17 protein-coding genes are annotated in these 21,930 nt (G+C 28.0%); 1 reads left to right on the top strand and 16 read right to left on the bottom strand.

The annotated features are described in order from the left end of the window. Positions 1 to 34: 34 nt before the first annotated feature. From RDY08_RS05735 to accD, 11 genes are all read right to left on the bottom strand, one after another. Positions 35 to 1,237, bottom strand: a complete 1,203-nt coding sequence (locus RDY08_RS05735; protein WP_307903419.1) for an L-lactate MFS transporter — start codon at positions 1,235 to 1,237, stop codon at positions 35 to 37. Positions 1,238 to 1,547: 310 nt separating this feature from the next. Beyond that, a complete protein-coding gene (gene serA / locus RDY08_RS05740; RefSeq protein WP_307903420.1) occupies positions 1,548 to 3,149 on the bottom strand; it encodes a phosphoglycerate dehydrogenase in 1,602 nt (533 codons plus the stop codon). 130 nt (positions 3,150 to 3,279) lie between these two features. After that, positions 3,280 to 4,422: a pyridoxal-phosphate-dependent aminotransferase family protein gene (locus RDY08_RS05745; protein ID WP_307903421.1), complete on the bottom strand. Its 1,143-nt coding sequence runs from the start codon at positions 4,420 to 4,422 to the stop codon at positions 3,280 to 3,282. Between the two features lie 194 nt (positions 4,423 to 4,616). Beyond that, the gene (locus tag RDY08_RS05750) at positions 4,617 to 5,483 is read right to left on the bottom strand and encodes an Rpn family recombination-promoting nuclease/putative transposase (protein WP_307903422.1); all 867 of its coding nucleotides are present in this window, start codon (positions 5,481 to 5,483) and stop codon (positions 4,617 to 4,619) included. Between the two features lie 64 nt (positions 5,484 to 5,547). After that, entirely contained in the window at positions 5,548 to 6,114 is a 567-nt protein-coding gene (locus RDY08_RS05755) for a hypothetical protein (RefSeq protein WP_307903423.1), read from the bottom strand. Between the two features lie 41 nt (positions 6,115 to 6,155). After that, entirely contained in the window at positions 6,156 to 7,427 is a 1,272-nt protein-coding gene (locus tag RDY08_RS05760) for a hypothetical protein (RefSeq protein ID WP_307903424.1), read from the bottom strand. A gap of 259 nt (positions 7,428 to 7,686) precedes the next feature. Further along, complete coding sequence (uvrA, locus tag RDY08_RS05765) at positions 7,687 to 10,515, bottom strand: excinuclease ABC subunit UvrA (protein ID WP_307903425.1); 2,829 nt, start codon at positions 10,513 to 10,515, stop codon at positions 7,687 to 7,689. A 159-nt stretch (positions 10,516 to 10,674) separates the two neighbouring features. Further along, complete coding sequence (gene pykF, locus RDY08_RS05770; protein WP_307903426.1) at positions 10,675 to 12,090, bottom strand: pyruvate kinase PykF; 1,416 nt, start codon at positions 12,088 to 12,090, stop codon at positions 10,675 to 10,677. A gap of 42 nt (positions 12,091 to 12,132) precedes the next feature. Then, positions 12,133 to 13,095, bottom strand: a complete 963-nt coding sequence (pfkA, locus tag RDY08_RS05775) for a 6-phosphofructokinase (protein ID WP_307903427.1) — start codon at positions 13,093 to 13,095, stop codon at positions 12,133 to 12,135. Positions 13,096 to 13,221: 126 nt separating this feature from the next. Further along, the gene (locus RDY08_RS05780) at positions 13,222 to 14,166 is read right to left on the bottom strand and encodes an acetyl-CoA carboxylase carboxyltransferase subunit alpha (protein WP_307905446.1); all 945 of its coding nucleotides are present in this window, start codon (positions 14,164 to 14,166) and stop codon (positions 13,222 to 13,224) included. An 8-nt stretch (positions 14,167 to 14,174) separates the two neighbouring features. After that, a complete protein-coding gene (accD, locus tag RDY08_RS05785) occupies positions 14,175 to 15,047 on the bottom strand; it encodes an acetyl-CoA carboxylase, carboxyltransferase subunit beta (RefSeq protein ID WP_307903428.1) in 873 nt (290 codons plus the stop codon). 130 nt (positions 15,048 to 15,177) lie between these two features. On the opposite strand from accD, the gene pheA reads away from it, so the two are divergent. Then, complete coding sequence (pheA, locus tag RDY08_RS05790; protein WP_307903429.1) at positions 15,178 to 16,239, top strand: prephenate dehydratase; 1,062 nt, start codon at positions 15,178 to 15,180, stop codon at positions 16,237 to 16,239. Between the two features lie 80 nt (positions 16,240 to 16,319). On the opposite strand, the gene RDY08_RS05795 is transcribed toward pheA, so the two are convergent. From RDY08_RS05795 to ilvD, 5 genes are all read right to left on the bottom strand, one after another. After that, the gene (locus RDY08_RS05795; protein WP_307903430.1) at positions 16,320 to 18,044 is read right to left on the bottom strand and encodes a sensor histidine kinase; all 1,725 of its coding nucleotides are present in this window, start codon (positions 18,042 to 18,044) and stop codon (positions 16,320 to 16,322) included. A gap of 11 nt (positions 18,045 to 18,055) precedes the next feature. Next, the gene (gene pyrE, locus RDY08_RS05800) at positions 18,056 to 18,688 is read right to left on the bottom strand and encodes an orotate phosphoribosyltransferase (protein WP_307903431.1); all 633 of its coding nucleotides are present in this window, start codon (positions 18,686 to 18,688) and stop codon (positions 18,056 to 18,058) included. A 129-nt stretch (positions 18,689 to 18,817) separates the two neighbouring features. Then, the gene (locus RDY08_RS05805) at positions 18,818 to 19,405 is read right to left on the bottom strand and encodes a uracil-DNA glycosylase (protein WP_307903432.1); all 588 of its coding nucleotides are present in this window, start codon (positions 19,403 to 19,405) and stop codon (positions 18,818 to 18,820) included. Positions 19,406 to 19,483: 78 nt separating this feature from the next. Further along, on the bottom strand, positions 19,484 to 20,257 hold the full coding sequence (locus RDY08_RS05810; protein WP_307903433.1) for an MBL fold metallo-hydrolase: 774 nt from the start codon (positions 20,255 to 20,257) through the stop codon (positions 19,484 to 19,486). Next, a complete protein-coding gene (ilvD, locus tag RDY08_RS05815; RefSeq protein WP_307903434.1) occupies positions 20,254 to 21,915 on the bottom strand; it encodes a dihydroxy-acid dehydratase in 1,662 nt (553 codons plus the stop codon). The genes RDY08_RS05810 and ilvD overlap by 4 nt, the downstream gene beginning before the upstream one ends. Between the last annotated feature and the right edge of the window lie 15 nt (positions 21,916 to 21,930).

Here is a 21,930-nt window from a genome sequence, read left to right on the forward strand (position 1 = left end):
AAAAACCTCTCAAAAGAGAGATTTTTTTCTTTTTTTATTTTACTTCAATTTTAATTTTGTCTAAAGTTTTTATTGCGATAATTATTCCAATTATTCCCAATACAATTACTGGATAAAATACATATTCATATGTACCTAATTTATCCCTTATAACTCCTGATATAACTCCGCCTGTTAACGCTCCTAGCCCATATGATAAAAATATAACTCCGTAGTTTTCAGCATAATGTTTTGCTCCAAAAATATTCGAAGTTACAGTTGGAGCTATTGCAAGCCATCCTCCTAAAACTAACCAAAACATAGCAAATACAATAAAATATAAAAATTCTTTTCCTGCTCCAAGAGTAAGACCAATAACAGACGCTGTTATGATAATTATATATGATATAATTGCTGTCTTTTTCCCACCAAATTTATCTGTTAAAGTTCCAAATATGGGCCTACCTATTCCATTAAATATAGCAAATAAAGATACATAAATTGCAGCTTTTTCTGAAGACATCTTTATAACTTCCTGCCCAAATGGACTTGATATCCCTATTGCCATTAACCCTGCCAAAGTTCCTATTGTGTAAGTAGTTACTAATCCCCAAAATTGTTTTGTTTTTATAATATCTTTTATTGAAAAATCCAATTCAATATTATTAGTTTTCTTTTCTGCATGTTCTTTTTCATCAGGAAATTTTAGAGGCAAACTAAGCAATGTAATTAGAATTATAAAAACTACACCTATTATTTTAAAGGCAGATAAAACTCCATAATTATCAATTAAAAAGCTTGCTATTGGTGCCGTTACAAATGGCGATAATCCAAAACCAGCTAACGTAAGTCCTACTGTAAGTCCTTTCTTTTTCGGAAACCATTTTGCTACAACTGCCATTGGAACTCCATATACAATTCCAACACCAATACCTCCAAATATTCCATATGTCAATGATAACAACTCAATATTCCCTGCAAAGCCAGATATAACCCATGCTAGTCCAACTATAATACCTCCAACTATTATTAATAATCTTGGCTCAATTTTTTTTATAAATTTCCCTGCAAAAGGCATTGTCAAAGCATATGATGCCAAAAATAAAGTGTATGGTATCCCACTTTGTGTAGCACCAACGTTAAATAATTTCTCTAATGGTTTTCTAAATACACTCCACGAATATATCGTCCCCAAACACATAAATATCAATATTCCCAGCGGTATTACCAACATTCTTTCAACTCTTTTTTTCTCCATTTTTTCATCTCCTCCTGTTTTTAATTTAAGAAATGGCTTAAAAACACCCTTCCTATTTTATTTTAAAATGTACAATAATTTAGAAATGATTTGAAAATAGTTATCTGATTTATATCAAAGTATGTAGCGTTTCTAACATCTTTTCTATAAATTCGATAAAATATTTTTAAACATTCCGAAAAAAAAGAAAAAGAACCCCCTAATGGGAGTTCCTTCCAATTTCTAATATACATTTTTTCTGTAATTTTTTCATAAATCTTTTATATTTCAATTTATCTCCTTAGTAATTCTTTAACTATTATTTACTTACTTATAAATTTATAACCTTAACATCTTTTATCTCATCAATATTTTTCAAATTTTCCACAAGAATGTCTGGCATATTATTATCTACTGTTAAAATCATAATAGAACCATTCTCTTTACTGTCAGATACAATCATCTTTGAAATATTTACATTAAATTCTGACATTTTTATTCCTACTCTACCTATAACTCCTGGTACATTTCTATGTGGCAAATATACCAATTTTCCTTCTGGAACTAAATCTAATTCAAATTCTCCTATTCTTACAATTCTTGGATATTTTTTTTCTAATACAGTTCCTTCTATTTCAAATTTATCTCCTGAAATATCTTCAATTGTAATTTTCATAAGATTGTTATAATCACCTGTATCAAGCTCTATACTTTCTTTTATCTCAATACCTCTTTGTTCTGCTATATAATTAGCATTTACAAAATTAACTGTTTCAGGAACCGTACTATCTAAAATTCCTTTTATTGCTACTAGTGATAAAACTTTTACATCTTCTTTATTAGATATCTCATTACCACCAAAACTAAGACCTATTTTTTTTATACCTTCTCTTTTTATTTGAGAGTATATTCTTCCCATTTTTTCTGATAAAGCTATAAATGTTTTTAATTTTACAAATGTACTGTCAGATACACTTGGAATATTTACAGCATTTTTTACTATTTCACCTTTCAAACCAGCTAATACTTCGTTTGCCACTTCATCTCCAACTCTAAATTGTGCTTCACGTGTAGAAGCTCCTAAATGAGGTGTCCCAATCATAGTATTAAATTCATATAATGGATGTGTTTCTTGTGGTTCTGTCATCCAAACATCAATCCCTACAGAAGCTATCTTCCCTGATTTCATTCCTCTATATAGTGCATCTTCGTTATATAATCCACCTCTTGCTACATTGACTAATCTAACTCCATCTTTCATTAATTCAATTTCCTTATCAGAAATTATATCAATTGTTTCTTCTGTTCTTGGAGTATGAATTGTTATAAAGTCAGATTCTTTTACTAATTCTTCAATACTGTTTTTCTTTTCCACACCATATTTTTCAAATCTTGAATCAGATATATACGGATCATAAGCTATCAAATTCATTCCAAACCCTTTTGCTCTTTCAGAAATTAATCCACCTATTCTTCCTAATCCAATTATTCCTAATGTTTTTTGATATAATTCGCTACCTATAAATTTCTTTCTATCCCATTTACCTGATTTTATAGTATTATTTGCCCAAACTGTATTTCTACTTGTTGCTAACAACAAAGTCATTGTTTGTTCTGCTGCAGATACAATATTACTTTCAGGAGTATTTGCTACAATTACCCCTTTTTTCGTTGCATAATCAATATCAATATTATCTAACCCAGACCCTGCTCTTCCTACTATTTTTAAATTTACTGCTGCATCTAAAAATGATCTGTTTACTTGAGTTTCACTTCTTATTATTATTGCATTATATTCTGGAATTATTTTTAATAATTCTTCATGAGATAATTTATATTTTTCATCAACATTACATTGAGCTTTTATTTTTTCTACAACTTTTTTATCTACCATTTCAGCTATTAATACTTTCATATTTTTTATATTAAACATATTATCTTTCCCCTCCATAATTATATTTTTTAAACTATTCTTAAAAAATATTTAAAAATAATTTTATCTTATTTAACAATAAAGATACTTGAATCATTGTATACTTTATCATAAAATATACAGATTATTTTTATCTCAAATAGTACTTTTGAATAGCTTTCAAACTACTTCCAGCTTCAAATCCTTTATATCCTAAATCATTTAATGTCATTTCTAAAGCTGAAAACAGAGACAATACATCAAATCTATCTACATCTCCTAAATGACCTAGTCTAAATATTTTACCTTTTATAGCTCCTTGTCCACCTGCTATTGTTATTCCATATTTATCTCTCATTGTATTATTCACAGCTTGCCCATCTACACCTTCTGGCGCAACTACTGCTGTTACAGTATTCCCTCTTACAGCTTCATCTTTTACAAAAAATTCTAATCCTAAAGCTTTTATTCCAATAGCTACTGCCTCTTTTAAATTTTTATGTCTTGCTGTTACATTTTCTAATCCTTCTTTTTTCAGCATTTTGCATGCTTCATTTGTAGCAATAATTAAATTTACTGCTGGTGTTGTAGGATTTTGTCCTTCTGGAAGCCTATTCAAAGTATTCTTAAAACTAAAATAAAATTTAGGTAAATCTGATTTGTCTAATGCTTTTTGTGCTTTTTCGCTCAGTGACACAAAAGCTAATCCTGGAGGTGCCATAAATCCTTTTTGAGAACCAGCTACTGCACAATCAACTCCCCAATTATCCGTTTCAAATTCATTAGCTATCAATCCACTAATTGTATCTACAACAAATAAAATATCCGTACCTTTTAAAATTTCTCCAAATGATTTCACATCATTTAATACTCCAGTAGAAGTTTCATGATGAGTTAAGAAAACACCTTTTACTCCCTCTTCTTTTGCTAATACTTCTTTTAAATCATTTGCTTTTGCAGCTTCTCCCCAATTGTAAGATAATTTTACAACTTCTAATCCATAAATATCACACAATTTTACAAATCTTTCTCCAAAATTTCCAACAGATACAACCACAACTTTATCTCCTTTTGAGAAAAGGTTAGCTACCGATGCTTCCATTCCTCCTGTTCCAGAAGATGTTAAAGTTATTACTGGATTTTCTGTTTTGAATAAATATTTAAGATTTTTTGACAGTTCCTTAAATATTTCAGAATATTCATCTGTTCTGTGATGAATAATAGATTTCGCCATAGCAAACCTTGCTTCTTCTGGTATTGGCGTAGGCCCTGGTGTCATTAACAAGTTTTTCATAATTACCTCCTATATATTTACGTTATCCGTATTATTGTCTGCATACATTTTCTTTTTGGTAATTATATCACTTTTTCAAATCTTTTTCAACAGATATTGCTATATTAATTTATAACTTAAATTGATATACTAATATTTTACAAATCAGTAATTTATTTTCTAATCTCAAATAAATCATAAGAAAAATTTTATATCTATTTTTTAAGAATTCTGATTTGCTCTTCGCTTAAACCTGTTTTTTCTGATATTGTTTTTATATCTAAAATATCTAATAAGCTTTTTGCTATTTTTATTTTTTCTTCTTCTCTTCCTTCTTCTCTTCCTTGTTCTATTCCTTCTTTTTGACCTTTTTTAAAACCTTTTTTCTCAGCTGTTTTTATTGCTGCTTCTTCATCTCTTAGCCATTTTAATCTTGCTTCATAACTTTCTCGTTCTTCATAATTTAACGACATATCATCTAACAATTCTACTGCTTTTTTTATACTTTCTACTTCTGCTAACTCTTTTGGTAATCTATTTTTATCATATCCTTCTGCTTTTTTTAAAAAATTAACCCATCTATCTAACATTGTACTCATTTTCTCATCATATTTTTCTAATTCTATAAAATGTATTTCTAAATGATTTATAAATTCTTTTCCGCTTTCACTGTTTATTATCTTATATATATTATGATATTTTTCTTCATCTAAACATCTAAAATTCAATATATTTATACTTATAGTTTTCTTTAAATTATCATAATTTACTCCTGCAGACAGTTGCCCGGAATATAATCTTGCCCAATAATATAACGCTCTCTTATCAAAATATTCTTGATCGATAACCTGCATCTCTATATTATACCATTGCCCTCTTTGATCAATTGCTTTTATATCTAATATAGACAACTTGTCATTCCTGAAATTCTTATCATTATAAGGATTTTTTAATTCTAATTCTTTCACCTGATCTTCTTCTGACACTATTGAATTTATTAAATCTATTAATAATTTTTTATTTGATTCTGTCCCAAATAATTTTTTAAATGCAAAATCTACTCTTGGATTTATTCTACACATAATTTTACCTCCTATTTTTTATTCATTTCCATTAAATTCACTTTATTTTTTATATCCCATTTTTTTAATCATTAATCTTATTTTTTATCAAATTAATATCATTTATTCTCTCAGTTCTTACCTTATCCTGTAAATAATCCATTGTTTCTACTAAAAATATTCCAATTAAAAAATACAACATATTTTCCCAACGAAATCCAATATGATATCCTACACTATATTCATTAGAACCTATTTTCTCACTCACTTGAAGAATGCTCAATATCGAATATATAACTATGATTTTCCCAGTAAAATTTATTCTATTTAGTATAAACTCCGCTCTCTTATTATCCTTTTCCATAATTTTAAAAATAGATTTAACTTGATATATTATAAACATCAAAAGAAGAAAATTTTGATACTCTTTTGAAAAAAGAACATATTTTAAAGTTAATGGAGTATTACTTTTTATTTTCTTACTATCATCAAATATTCTCTCTTCAAAACAACTTCCTTTTATAACCATTTTTTCACTATCTGTAAAATTATATTTTATAATCACGATAATCTGTAAAATAGCTGCAAATGTCATAAATAAAAAAAGTATACTACTAAGAATATAGTAATCCCTATATCTTCTTTTCTTCAATAAAATCATCTCCTGAAATTTATTTAAATTCTAAAAATATTTCAATATTCCATTTTTATTGCATTTTTTCCATTTACCATATAAGATGACTTTATTATATTTTCATCTTTCTTTTTTTCTAAAATAAAATTCCCACCAGTTAACCTATCTTTTGGAAGTTTGTTCCTATCAGTTAATATAAAATTCAAAAGTTCTATTTTATCTAAAAGTCTTTCTTTTTTATAATACATCCTTTCATAATCTATATAGATAGCCTGTAAAACTATATGCCCTATTGGATTTTTAATAGACAACATATTAATTTTTACATTCTTTATTTTACCTTTATTTAAATAAAATTTATCTTTAGATATATCTAATATTTTTGAATAATAGCCCTCTATTAATTTTATAGTGTCTTCCTCGTTATAAAATGGCCATCTTATAAAATAATCATTTTTTTCTATTTTTCCTGTTTCTAAGTCTACAGTGGAAAACATATTCCCTCTATTATTTTTTAATGTTAATTTCATAAAATCAGATTCATTAATTAAAGCCTTTGAATAATTTATATTTACTATCTTCTTAATATCTCTAAAATTTTCCAACACCTCTTTTTTCATATCTAATATTTTATGATTTAAAGCATAATATCTAATAAATTCTTCAGTTATTGTATCATTTGTAAAAAATAACAACGTTCCATAGTCTGTATCCCATAATTTTTTAGATAAACTTAATAATTCCAGCATCTCACATCTTGCTTTTTCTAATTGATTTTCTTTTATTAAATTATCAATTTCAGCTATACCATAACGAAATATATATAATAAATTTATCCATTCTACATCAGCTTCATCCGATTTCTCTTTAAAATAATACTTTTGAAAATTATTATTTAAAATAAATTTTATTATATTTTCTCTAACAATCTTACTACTTTTTAGTGCTAATATAACATCTTCATCATTATATTTCTTCTCTTTTATTTTTTTATCAATTAAATTAGAGTTATATTTATCAAATTTCTTTAATTTTTCAGATAAGACTATATCATTTTTTAAAATTTTCTCATCTAAAGTTTTTACCTGAAATTTTTCTTTGTATTTTATTGGAAAATTAAGTATCATTAACAAGATTAAAACTATTGTAAGAATATTGACAAATTTTGAAATTAGAGAAAATATATAATTTATAATTCTTGGTAAAAATTCAATTGTAAATAAAATCAAAATATAAATTCCTATAAATCCCAATACGAACTTTTCTCTAAAAAAAATTAATAAATACACAAGTAAAACTATTGATAATATTTTTGAAATTGATCTATTCATAGTTTATATCACCTTTCCTCTAAAATTTTGGCTTCTGAAAAATTTTGCTTTGAAAAATCACATATTTCAAAAAAACGACATAACTTATTTTCTGAATAAATTTGTACTTTCCTATTAAACATAAAAAAATAACTTACACCTGATTATATCATTAAAAAATTATAAAATCAATTATTTTTTCCCTAAATTATACATCAAATACAGGTTTATGACATATCTAAATCACGCCACAAACCTATATTTACCAAATTTTCTTAAATTATTCACCCAAAATTCCTTTTAAATACTTTCCAGTATAAGACCTCTCTACTTTCACTACCTCTTCTGGAGTCCCTTTTGCTACAATCTTTCCGCCTTTATATCCTCCTTCAGGTCCTAAATCTATTATATAATCAGCTGTTTTTATTACATCTAAATTATGCTCTATTATAATCACTGTATTTCCTTTTTCTACTAATCTATTTAATACTTCCAATAATTTTTTTATATCTTCAAAATGCAGTCCTGTTGTAGGTTCATCTAATATATAAATTGTATCTCCTCTTGATATTTTAGACAATTCTGTTGCCAATTTTATCCTTTGAGCTTCTCCTCCTGAAAGAGTTGTTGCCGGTTGTCCTAATTTTATATAATCCAAACCTACATCCATTAATACTTTGAGTTTTCTCTCTAACGAAGGAATATTTTTAAAAAATTCATATGCTTCTCCTACACTCATCTCTAATACTTCAGATATGTTTTTGCCCTTATAATATACTTCTAATGTTTCTCTATTATATTTTTTACCTTTACATACTTCACATTCCACATAAACATCAGGTAAAAAATTCATCTCTATTTTTATAATTCCAGCTCCTTGACAAGCTTCACAACGTCCCCCTTTTACATTAAAACTAAATCTTCCTTTTGCATATCCTCTAATTTTAGCATCTCTTGTTTCTGCAAAAATATTTCTAATATCATCAAATATTTTTGTATATGTAGCTGTATTAGAACGAGGTGTCCTACCTATTGGAGATTGATTAATATCTATCACTTTATTAAAATTTTCAATTCCATCAATTTTTTTATATTCCAATGGATATTGCTTTCCTTTATTTAATTTGTTAAATAATATTGGGTATAGCGTTTGATTTATTACAGAACTTTTCCCAGAACCAGAAACTCCTGTTATTACAGTTAATATTCCTACTGGTATTTCTATATCTATTTTCTTTAAATTATTCCCACTTGCCCCAAATAATTTTAAAGTTTTATCAAATTTTCTTCTGTTTTCTGGAATATTTATCTTTTTTTTACCACTTAAATACTGCCCTGTTAATGATTTTCTATTTTTCTTTACTTGTAATGGAGTCCCTTTTGCTACAACATTCCCTCCAAAAACTCCTGCACCTGGTCCAATATCTATTAAATAATCAGCTTCCATCATAGTTTCTTCATCATGTTCTACAACAATTAATGTATTCCCCAATTCTTTTAATCTTTTTAATGTTTTTATTAATCTATCATTATCTCTTTGATGTAATCCTATACTCGGTTCATCCAAAACATATATTACTCCTGTTAATCCAGAACCAATTTGTGTAGCTAATCTTATTCTTTGAGATTCTCCACCTGATAAAGTTTTAGTTAATCGTGATAAAGTGAGATAGTCTAATCCTACATTAATCATAAATCCAAGTCTCTCTTCTGCTTCCTTTAATATTTCCAAAGCTATTTTTTCTTCCTTTTTAGTTAATTTTAAACTTTTAAAATAATCTAATGCCTCATTTATACTTAATTCTGTTACATCTATAATGCTTTTATCGTTAATTGTAACTCCTAAAACTTCTGGCTTTAATTTCTTACCATTACAAATTTTACAAATTTTTTCTACCATATATTTTTTTTCAATATCTTCTTTCATTGATTCAGAATTTGTCTCTTTATGTCGCCTTTTTAAATTATTTGCAATCCCTTCAAATTCTCTTAATCCACTATAATTAAAGTCTCCTCCACTATAACTCACTTTAAATTTCTTTCCCTTTGTTCCATAAAATATAATCTTTTTTTCTTTCTCAGTTAATTCTTTAAATGGCTTATCTAAATCTATTCCAAATGATTTTGCCATAGATTCTAATAATGTCCATACCCAGCCGTGTCTTGTAGCTGCCCCTGGTATTACAATTGCTCCATCTCGTATACTTTTTTCTTCATTCAAAATTAATTTTTTTACATCTATTTCCAATTGTTGACCTATTCCATTGCACTCTGGACACGCTCCATAAGGTGCATTAAATGAAAATAGCCTTGGAGTAATATCTGGCAGGCTTATATCACATATTGGACAAGCAAAATTCTCACTATACAATTCATCTTTTCCTTCTACATTAACAATTAAATTTCCCTCTGAAAGAGCTGTTGCTGATTCTACTGCTTCTGTCAATCTTTCCAAAAATTCTTTGTCTTTCTTTTTTAATATTAATCTATCCACAACTACTTCTATATTATGCTTTTTATTTTTATCTAACTTAATTTCATCTTCTAGGTATAAAACTTCCCCATCAACCCTTACACGAACAAACCCCTTTTTTTGCAAATTAAGAAACAAATTTTTATGAGTCCCTTTTTTATCTTTTGTTACTGGAGATAAAATTATTAATTTTGATTTTTCATTATTATTTATAATAATTGAATCCACAATTTCTTGTATAGTTTGCTTTGATACTTCTCTACCGCATTTTGGACAATGTGGCGTTCCTATATGTGCAAATAAAAGTCTCATATAATCATATATTTCGGTCATTGTTCCAACAGTAGAACGTGGATTTTTACTAACCCCTTTTTGTTCTATTGATATTGCTGGTGATAATCCTTCTATACTATCTAAAGCTGGTTTTGTCATTTGACCTAAAAATTGTCTAGCATATGCAGATAGACTTTCTACATATCTTCTTTGTCCTTCTGAATATATAGTATCAAAAGCTAAGGAAGATTTTCCTGAACCAGATACACCTGTAATAACAACAAATTTATCTTTTGGAATTTCTATATTTATATTCTTTAAATTATGCTCTCTTGCCCCTTTTATAATTATTTTATTTTTCAATTTAATCTCCCCTTTTGTATATGACATCTTTATGATATTTTATAATTCAATTTAAAATTATATAATCACATTATATCTTTTAAATCAAAATTTGTCCATAAAAAAAGTGGATGAAAATTAAATTTCATCCACTTCAATATTATTATTCTTTTTTATAAATTATTCACCTAAAACGTGTACTTTAAACATGTTAGTAGTTCCAGTTGTTCCTACAGGAACTCCAGCTGTCATTACTACAAGATCTCCTTTTTCAACTAATCCTGATTTTAATGCTGCTTCTTCAGCTTTTGCATAAAAATCATCAGTTGTTTTGATATCTTTAACTACTGCTGGATAAACACCTCTTGTTACCATTAATTGTCTTGCTGTTTGTTCATTAGAAGTTACAGCTAAGATAAATGCTTCTGGGAAATGTTTTCTTACTGTTATTGCTGCTCTTCCTGTTTCAGTTGAAACAATAATCATTTGAGCCCCTAAAGTTTGTGCTGCTTCTACTGCTCCTTTAGAAACTGCTTCTGTTACTGTTATAGTTTCATCAAATTCCATTGGATAATAAGTCATTTCAGAATCTGTTCTTTCACATATTTTAGCCATAGTTTGTACAGCTACTTCAGGATATTTACCTTTTGCTGATTCTCCTGATAACATTACTGCATCAGTACCATCTAATATTGCGTTAGCTACATCTCCTACTTCAGCTCTTGTAGGTCTTGGGTTTCTAATCATTGAATCTAACATTTGAGTTGCTGTTATAACTATTTTTCCTACTTCATTACATTTAGCAATCATTTCTTTTTGTGCAAATGGAACTTCTTCTAAAGGAATTTCTACTCCAAGATCTCCTCTTGCTACCATTATTCCATCAGTTACTTCTAAAATTTCATCAAAATTATCTATTCCTTCTTGATTTTCTATTTTAGAGATTATTTTTATATTTTCTCCACCATTTTCATTTAATAATTTTCTTATTTCCATAACATCTTCTTTTTTTCTTATGAATGAAGCTGCTACGAAATCAACACCTTGTTCACATCCAAATTTTAAATCTGCTTTATCTTTTTCTGCTAATGCTGGAAGTCCAATACTTACATTTGGTAAGTTAACTCCTTTATTTTCTCCTAATTCTCCATTATTTTTTACTAAACATTTTACTTCATTTCCTTCTACTCCTGTTACTTCTAATTCTATTAATCCATCATCTAATAATATTGTGTTTCCAGCTTTTAAATCATCAGCAAAACCAGCATAAGTTACAGCTACTTTTGTATTATTTCCAACAACAGTTGTATCTGTAGTTATTGTGAATTCTTGTCCAGCTTTTAACATAACGTCATCGCCATTTTCTAATTTTACAGTTCTTATTTCAGGTCCTTTTGTATCTAATAACACTGCTACATATTTTCCTGTTTCTTTCATAACTTCTCTTATATTGACTATTCTTGCACCATGTTCTTCGAAATCACCATGTGAAAAATTAAGTCTCATTACATTCATTCCTGCATTTGTTAATTTTGTAAGCAGTTCTTTTGATTCACTTTTTGGACCAATTGTACAAACTATTTTTGTTTTTTTCATTCTAAATCCTCCCAAATTTTATTTTTTATAATTTTTAAAAAATTATAATGCTAATGTAAGTGCTAATTCAAAATCTTTTTCATTTAGTTCTCTTTTATGTTCCCAAGCATAAGATATTGGATATGTAACAAGTTTATTTGACTCCATTCCAATCATTATTCCACTTTTACCTTCTATTAATTTTTCTACAGCAAAAGCACCCATTTTTGTTGCAAGAATTCTATCTAATGCAGATGGAGTTCCACCTCTTTGAATATGTCCAAGAACTGTTACTCTCATTTCACTTTTAACTTTACCTTTTAATTGACTTGCTATATCAGAAGCACTTCCTACTCCTTCTGCCACAACAACTATATCATGCAATTTACCTATTTCTCTTCTTTTATTAATTTGATCAGCCACTTCGTGAACTTTAAATCCCTCTTCTGGGATAAGTAAAGCATCTCCACCACCAGCTAAACAACTGTATAAAGCTAAATCTCCAGCATGACGTCCCATTACTTCAATAAGATAAGTTCTTTCATGAGAAGTTGCTGTATCTCTTATTTTAGATATTGCATCTAATACTGTATTTAATGCAGTATCAAACCCAATTGTGTAATCTGTCCCAGCAATATCATTATCAATTGTTCCAGGAATCCCAATAGCTTTTATTCCATGCTCTTTGTATATTAAATCAGCACCATGAAAAGAACCATCTCCTCCTATTACAACTAATCCTTGAATATCATGTTTTTTCAAAATTTTTGCAGCTTTTGCTCTTACTTCTGGTTGTTTAAATTCTGGGCATCTTGCTGTTAATAAAACTGTTCCACCTCTATCTATGATTCCACTTACATCTCTTGAACTCATTTCAAAGATTTCATCATTTAACATTCCTTGATATCCTCTTTTAATTCCAAAAACTTTTAATCCTTTATTCATTGCAACTTTTGCCGCTGCTCTAACAGCTGCGTTCATTCCTGGCGAATCTCCTCCGCTTGTTAATATTGCTATGTTCTTCACAATGATTCTCCCCTCCACTGTAATGATTTTATATTTTTTTACTTTTTTCACAAAGCAACCACTCAAAATATCTTTTGTTCTAATTTCAAATACCATTATATAACAACTTGTAAAATTTTTCAAGCTTTATATTTCTTTATACTCTCCATAACTTCTATATTTTTTATATCTTGCATCTTTTAGTTCTTCTATGCTTAACTGTTTTAGTTCTTTTAATGTGTCAAGTATCTTATTTTTTAATGCTTTTGATGTTGCATCATAATCTCTATGAGCTCCCCCAATTGGTTCTTCTATTATTCCATCTATTATTCCTATATTCTCAAGATTTTCGCTATCAATTTTAAGAGCTATAGCTGCTGTTTCAGCTTTTGAGGAATCTTTAAATAGTATAGCTGCACATCCTTCTGGCGATATTACCGAATAAGTACTATTTGAAAGCATAAGAACTCTATCTCCAACTCCCAATGCCAAAGCTCCTCCACTACCACCTTCCCCTATTATAACTGATATAATCTGAGTTTTTAAACCTGCCATTTCAAGTAAATTTCTTGCAATTGCTTCTCCCTGCCCATGTTCTTCCGCTTCTAATCCTGGATAAGCTCCTGCTGTATCTATTAGAGTTAATACTGGTAATTTAAATCTTTCTGCCATTTTCATCACTCTTAATGCTTTTCTATACCCTTCAGGATTTGCCATACCAAAGTTTCTATATAAGTTTTCTTTTACATCTCTTCCTCTTTGATGTCCAATAATCATAAAAGCTTGTTCACCAATTTTTCCAATTCCACATACTAATGCTGGATCATCTCTAAAAAGTCTATCCCCATGTAGTTCTTGAAAATCAGTTACCATTTTTTCTATATAATCAAGAGTATATGGCCTTTGAGGATGTCTAGATACCATATTTTTTTGCCATGGAGTTAAATTTGAATATATATCTTTTAACTTAGAATTTATCTCATTTTCCATTTTTTCTATTTCCAAAGAAAGATCTATCCCTTTTTCTTTAGAAAAATTTTGAATCTCTTTTATTTTTGATTCTAATTCTTTTATCTCATTTTCAAATGACAAATAATGCATTAATTTTTCACCTCACCAAATCCTAGATTTTTTATAAATTTATATAAAAATTCTTTCATCTCTTTTCTTTCTACAATAGCATCAAGCATTCCATGTTCTAATAAAAATTCTGATCTTTGGAATCCTTCTGGTAATTTTTGATGTATTGTTTGTTCTATAACTCTTGGACCTGCAAAAGCAATTAATGCACCTGGTTCAGATATATTTATATCCCCCAACATTGCAAAACTTGCAGTTACTCCTCCTGTTGTTGGATTAACTGGAATAGAAATAAAAGGTAACCCTTTTTCTCTTAATCTTTCTAATGCTGCTGACGTTTTAGCCATTTGCATAAGAGAGAATATTCCTTCTTGCATTCTTGCTCCACCAGAAGTAGCAATTGCAATAAAAGGTATTCCTAATTCTATACTTCTTTCAATAGCCCTAGTTATTTTTTCTCCTACAACACTTCCCATACTTCCACCCATAAAACTGAAATCCATAACAGCAATGCTAACTTTTATTTTATTAATATTTCCTATTCCACTTATAACGGCATCATTCATCTCTGCCTTTTCATGTGATTGCTCTATTTTTTCTGCATAACCTGGAAAATTCAAAATATCTTTCGAAAATAAACTGCTATCATATTCTACAAAAGTTTCATCATCTATTAATTGTTCTATTCTCTCCTTAGCACTCATCCTAAAATAAAATCCACATTTTGGACAACTATTTGCATTCTCTTTAACATCTTTTATATATACAATATCATTACATCCAGAACATTTTATCCACAACTTATCAATTATTTTATTTTTAGTTTCACTTATTTTAGCTTCTTCTTTAGTTGATATAGTTGCATACTTTTTCCTGTTGCTAAATAGTCCCATTTTTCACCTCTCCTCTTTTTAATTACATCTATTTTACAAAATTTTTACAAATTATGCAAATAAAAATTGATTTTTTTCTCTATTTATTATAAAATGTATGAAATAAATATATAAAAAGGAGTTGTTTTACTTGCTTTTAAACGAATTAAGAAAAAAAATAACAGCTATAGATACTCAATTATTAGATTTAATTTCTAAAAGAGCGGAACTTGTAAAAAATGTTGGTGAAGTAAAAATTAGTTCAGATACACACACATATATTCCAGAAAGAGAAAAACAGATATTTGAAAACTTAAAAAAGCAAAATCATTCTAGTTTAAGCAATGAATCAATAGTTTCTATTTTCACAGAAATTATATCTGCCTGTAGAAGCTTAGAAACTCCATTAACTGTTTCCTATTTAGGTCCAGAAGCTAGTTTTACCCATTCAGCAGCTATAAAAAAATTTGGTTCTTCTGTAAATTTTGTTTCTCAAAATTCTATAGATGCAATTTTTTATAATGTTGAAAGAAATTTTTCTGATTATGGAGTTGTCCCAATAGAAAATACTACTGAGGGAACTGTAAGTTATACTTTAGACAAGTTTGCAAATTCAAAACTAAAAATAGTTTCAGAAATAGAATTAAAAATATCACATTCTCTTTTGAGTAAAGAAGATGATATTAATTCTATAAAAAAAATATATTCACATCCACAATCTTTTGCACAATGTAAAAATTGGATTATTAATAATTTAAAAAATGTAGAATTAATAGAAGTCAGTTCAAATTCATACGCTGCAAAGCTATCATCTAACGAGCCTAACTCTGCTGCTATTAGTCCTAAAATTGCTGCTTCTAGATATAATTTAAATGTTTTAGCTGAATCTATTGAAGACTCTGAACACAATAGCACTCGTTTTTTTATAATCGGAAAAAATATAAACGCTCCTAGCGGGCACGATAAGACTTCATTAATGTTTTCTCCAAAAGAAAAAATAGGAGCTCTTTATGAAATTTTAAGAATTTTTTATAATTATAATATTAATTTAACTATGATTGAATCTAGACCAAATAAAAAAATCTCATGGCAATATATATTTTTCATTGATATAGAAGGTCATTATGAAAACGATATAATAAAAAAAGCTTTAGAAGAAATAAAAAATAGTTCTACTGATTTTAAAATTTTAGGTTCTTATCCACAAAAATAAATGTTTTCAAACATTATATTAAATCAAATATCGATATTTATTCTTATAAGGGCAAACCTCGTGTTTGCCCCATTTTTTTATTATTTTTTTGCCGAAAGAGTAAAAATAATTTCAGTTCCACTTTCTAATTTTGAAGTACACCAAATTTTCTCTCCCATTAATTCTATTATGTTCTTTGCTATTGTAAGCCCCATTCCAATACCAGAAGCCTTATATTCATATACTCCTGAGTGATGAAATTGTTCATTTACTATTGTAAAAAATGGCTTGAATATTTCATTTACATAAGTTTGTTCTATCCCAACGCCATAATCTTTAATAGATACCTCAATCTTTTGTGTATTCTTATTAAATTTAGCAATAAATTCTATTTTTGCTCCATCAGGCGAAAATTTTATTGCATTCATCATTATATTTACCAATGCAAAATATAACAATTTTTTCTTGTCAGTTATCGCAGATGGAATTTCTCCATCTTTTATTAAAATTAATTTTTGAGATCTTTTCTCTAAAAATTCTTCTACTAATATTTTTAAAGATTCAAATAACTCTTCTATAGTTACTTCTGACTTCTCAATTATAATCTCTTTTCCTTCGTTACTAACTGCGAAAACTTCTAACATAGAATTTACAATCCTAGTAAGTCTTTCTACTGATTTTTTTAATTTGGAAACTGTATTTTTAGTAGAATTACTATCTAATTCTATTTCTAACATCTCAGCATATCCATTAATTAAAGTAATTGGAGTCCTTAATTCATGAGATGAGATAACTAAAAACTTTTTATTTAATTCATATGCTTTTTTCAACTCTTCATTTTTATCTTTTAACTCTTTATTTATTTTTTCTAGTTTTGTATACAATTCAGAATTTTTTAATAAATTTATTGCATGAGAAATAAATATCTCAAACAATTTAAAATGTTCTTCATTAAAATCTAACTTATTATCTTTATAAATAATTCCCATTGCAATTAATTTTCCTCTATTTTTTAATGGAATTACTAAAAATTCACCGCTTATAAAAATATTTTTTTCTTTTTCAGCTTTAATTTTTAAAACCTCAATGTCAATATCAGAAAATTTTTCTAAATCAGTTTCTATTTTATTTTCAAAATAATTTTCACCATTATCATAAAAAATTATCATTCCTGATTTTAATTCTAAAATAGATAATATCTGTTTTAAAATTCCATCTAAAATAGTTTTTAATGCAGGTGGTTTTATTCTTTCAATTTTATCTATGCTATTTATTACTTTTTCTAACCCTTTTTTGCTATTAGATATAACTTCATATTTTTCCACTAACTCTTTTGAAAGTGACCATTTTAAAGTGAGAGAAAGCGCCATTTGTTTTATTTCCTCTATATCAAATGGTTTTTTTAAATATAACAATTTATCATGAGATTCAAGAGTTTTCAATATATCTGCTCTACTTTTATCACTATAGGCTGTCATAATAACTATTTCTATATCCTTATCAATTTCCCTTATTTTTTTAGCTGTTTTCAATCCATCCCACCCTGGCATACGCATATCTATAAATACCACTGCATATGGCAAATTTTCATTTTGACTTTTTTTTACAAGTTCAAATCCTTCTTCTCCTCTGTCTGCAATAGATACTTCATATTTCTCTTCTATTTCCACACTCTTTTTTTTATCATTCTCAAAAAAATCTCCTAATATATCTTCTATTTCATCCTTTTCTTCTTTTCCCAATATTCTTTTTAAACTATTTAATACATCTACTTGGTCATCTATAATCAATATTTTCCTATTAATAGAACTAATAATAGTATCCATTTCCTCAACTCCTATTTTCGATAGTATGTTTTTGGTGCTTTTTTCCACTCTTTTAGTATTTCTAGCTCTTCTTCACTAATATATCCTTTGTTTAAAGCAACTTCTATAAGAGTATTGTAATCTGTTAAAGTATAGAATTTCACTTTTTTTTCATCAAATCTATCTACTGCCTCTTTAAAATTATATGTAAATATTGCAACTAATCCAAGAACATTTACTTCATTTTCTTTTAAAACATCAACAACCTTTAAAGAACTTCCACCAGTAGAGATTAAATCTTCTACAACTACTACTTTTTCTTCTTTTTCTAATTTTCCTTCAACTTGATTTTTTTTACCGTGTCCTTTTGAACTTGATCTAACATATGTCATTGGCAAATTCATTTTTTGAGATATAAATGCCGCATGCGGTATCCCTGCTGTAGCTGTCCCTGATATGACTTCTACACCTGAAAATTTATCTTCTATTAAATCTTTCATTCCTTCTGCAATTAAATCTCTTATTTCAGGATAAGAGATAGTTAATCTATTATCACAATAGATTGGAGATTTTATTCCTGAAGCCCATGTATAAGGAGATTTAGGAGATAACGTAACTGCTCCTATTTCTAATAATTTTTCTGCTACTTTTACTTTATAATTCATACTTAAACTTCCTCCTAATATTTTATATATTTATTTTACAATATTACAATACAAAAATCAACCACTATATCTTATTTTACATCAAAACAAAAAGATATCTCGAATAAATCAAGGTATCTTTTTATATTTTCAATCTCTATTTTTTAATTTCTCATATTCATTTTTTATCAATTTCATATCTTGCCATGTATTCCACTTTGGACTTCCTTGTGTTGTACTTTGATTTCTAAGAAGATAACTAGGATGAAATATAGGTATTACTTTTATATCTCCTTCCCAATTAAAAATTTTCCCTCTTAATTTTGTAATTCCGATATTAGCCTTTTCTTTCAAAAACCATTTTGTTGATATTAATCCAACAGTTACAATAATTTTTGGATTAATTAATGCAATTTGGGTTTCTAAATATTGGCTACACATTTTTATCTCATCATCTTCAGGATTTTTATTATCTTTTGGATGACATTTCACAATATTCGTTATATATACATCTTCTCTTGACAAATTCACAGAATTAAATATTTTAGTAAATAGTCCTCCAGATTTCCCCACAAATGGTTTCCCTATAACATCCTCTTCTGCTCCTGGTGCTTCTCCTACGAACATTATAGGTGTGTTTATATCTCCTTCCCCAATTACAGGTATTTTTCTATTAAAGTGTAAATTACATTTACTGCAATGTTTTATTTCAAATTCTAATTCTTTCCACAATTCCATTTTTAATACACCTCTAATTTTATATATAATTTATCCATAAAAAATCTTCACTTTTCTTTTTACACGCACTATATATATCTATATTTCAAATATAGTGCTTACTCTGTCCTGATGTGCTACTTCTATATCTATTTTAATATCATTATCTTTTAAATAATTAAACAATGTTTCTTTTGCTTTCTTATGTGTATTATTATCTTTACTAATATGAGCTAGATATACTTTCTTTAATTTTTTTGAATAAATTTTATTTATAAACTTAGCTGTATCCATATTAGATAAATGCCCATTTCTTCCTTTTACCCTATTTTTTAAATCCCAAGGATACGGACCATTCATTAACATTTCATAATCATAATTACTCTCTATAATAATAGCGTCACTATCTTTAAAATTTTCACTAACTATATTAGTAGCATAACCTATATCTGTAGCTATAGCAACTTTTTTTTGTCCAAAATTTATTGAAAATCCTAATGTATTTACTGCATCATGCATTACTTTAAAAGGTTTTATTAATATTTCTGAATCAATTATAAAATTATCAATTATAAAATTTAAATTTTCATCTGATAATTTTCCAAGTTTTTTGGCACTATAATCATAACTTTTTTTAGCCATATAGATAGGAATATTATATTTTCTCGAAAATATTCCTGCACCTTTTATATGATCTGAATGTTCATGAGTAATAAGGATGGCTCCAATTGTATCTGGAGCCACTCCTAATTTATTTAATCTTTTTTCTATTTCTTTCCCGCTAAATCCTGCATCTACAAGAAATCTAAAGTTATTTTCTTCTACAAATACTGAATTTCCAGAACTTCCACTTCCTAATATTGCTATTCTCATTTTTTAAATACTGCTCCTTTATCTGCTGAAGTTACATTTTCTGAATATCTTTTTAAAAAACTATATTCTGTTTCAACTTTAAATTTAGGTAATTTTTTTAATCTTTCTTTTATTATTTTATCATCAACTTTTAAACTTATTTTTCTATTTGGTATATCTATCTCTATAATATCTCCATTTTCTACTGCTGCAATTACTCCACCTTCTGCTGCTTCGGGAGAAATATGTCCAATAGAGGCTCCTCTTGTAGCACCACTAAATCTACCATCAGTTATTAATGCTACATCTTTATCTAGTCCCATCCCTGCAATAGAAGATGTAGGTGTCAACATTTCTCTCATTCCAGGACCACCTTTTGGCCCTTCATATCTAATAACTATTACATCACCTTTTTCTATTTCCTTATGTAAAATAGCATCTACAGCATCCTCTTCTGAATTATATACTTTTGCTGGCCCACTATGAACAAGCATCTCTTTTGAAACTGCCCCTTCTTTTACAACAGAACCATCTTTTGCAAGATTCCCTTTTAATATTGCAAGTCCTCCTGTTTTATGAACTGGAGCATTAAATTTTCTAATTACTCTTTCATTTTTTATTCTAGCATTTTCAATTAATTCTGCTTGTGTTTTTAATGCTACAGTCATTGCTGTTGTATTTAAAACTCCATTTTCCGCTAGTTCTTTCATTACTGCAGTAACTCCTCCTGCATGATATAAATCTTCCATGAAATCTGGCCCTGCTGGAGACAATAGACATAAATGTGGAACTTTATGACTCATAACTTCAAAATCATCTAAACTAAATTCCACTCCTGTATAATTTGCAATTGCCGTCAAATGAAGAGCTGTATTAGTTGATCCTCCTAAAGCCATATCTACTGCAACTGCATTTAAAAAAGCCGCTCTTGTCATTATATCTTTTGGTCTTATATCTTCTTTTACAAGATTTAAAATTTGCATACCTACCTCTTTAGCTAATCTTATTCTTTCTGAATATACAGCTGGAATAGTTCCATTGCCAGGCATTCCCATTCCTAACGCTTCTGTTAAACAATTCATTGTATTAGCAGTATACATTCCAGAACATGAACCACAAGTTGGACAAGCATTATTCTCTACTTCTTCTAATTCTGTATCTGTTATTTTACCATTTTCATATTTTCCAACATCTTCAAAAACATTGCTAAGTCCTATCTTTTTATTATTTACTCTTCCTGCTAGCATTGCTCCACCACTAACAAATATACTTGGTACATTTAATCTTGCAGCACCTATTAACATTCCAGGAACTATTTTATCACAATTTGGTATAAATACAATTCCATCAAAAGGCATTCCAATACCAGTTGCTTCTATTGAATCAGCTATAATTTCTCTTGTTGGTAAAGAGGCTTTCATCCCATCATGATTCATGGCTAGCCCATCACAAACACCTATTGTATTAAATTCCATTGGAACTCCTCCAGCTAATCTTACTCCAGCTTTTACAGCTTCCATTATTGTTCTAAGATGCATATGCCCTGGTATTATTTCATTAAATGAACCTGCTATCCCAATTATAGGCCTTTTTATCTCATCATTTGTCAATCCTAAAGCTTTTAATAACGATCTATGTGGAGCTCTTTTCACTCCTTTTTTCATTGCATCACTTCTCATTAATATTCCCCCTCC

It is taken from the genome of Haliovirga abyssi, from assembly GCF_030295325.1.
Classification (GTDB): domain Bacteria; phylum Fusobacteriota; class Fusobacteriia; order Fusobacteriales; family Haliovirgaceae; genus Haliovirga; species Haliovirga abyssi.

Coding starts and splice junctions, on each gene's coding strand:
- RDY08_RS05735 (WP_307903419.1), bottom strand. CDS start 1,237: ATGGAGAAAAAAAGAGTTGAAAGAATGTTGGTAATACCGCTGGGAATA.
- serA (WP_307903420.1), bottom strand. CDS start 3,149: ATGTTTAATATAAAAAATATGAAAGTATTAATAGCTGAAATGGTAGAT.
- RDY08_RS05745 (WP_307903421.1), bottom strand. CDS start 4,422: ATGAAAAACTTGTTAATGACACCAGGGCCTACGCCAATACCAGAAGAA.
- RDY08_RS05750 (WP_307903422.1), bottom strand. CDS start 5,483: ATGTGTAGAATAAATCCAAGAGTAGATTTTGCATTTAAAAAATTATTT.
- RDY08_RS05760 (WP_307903424.1), bottom strand. CDS start 7,427: ATGAATAGATCAATTTCAAAAATATTATCAATAGTTTTACTTGTGTAT.
- pykF (WP_307903426.1), bottom strand. CDS start 12,090: ATGAAAAAAACAAAAATAGTTTGTACAATTGGTCCAAAAAGTGAATCA.
- accD (WP_307903428.1), bottom strand. CDS start 15,047: ATGGGACTATTTAGCAACAGGAAAAAGTATGCAACTATATCAACTAAA.
- RDY08_RS05795 (WP_307903430.1), bottom strand. CDS start 18,044: ATGGATACTATTATTAGTTCTATTAATAGGAAAATATTGATTATAGAT.
- pyrE (WP_307903431.1), bottom strand. CDS start 18,688: ATGAATTATAAAGTAAAAGTAGCAGAAAAATTATTAGAAATAGGAGCA.
- RDY08_RS05805 (WP_307903432.1), bottom strand. CDS start 19,405: ATGGAATTGTGGAAAGAATTAGAATTTGAAATAAAACATTGCAGTAAA.
- RDY08_RS05810 (WP_307903433.1), bottom strand. CDS start 20,257: ATGAGAATAGCAATATTAGGAAGTGGAAGTTCTGGAAATTCAGTATTT.
- ilvD (WP_307903434.1), bottom strand. CDS start 21,915: ATGAGAAGTGATGCAATGAAAAAAGGAGTGAAAAGAGCTCCACATAGA.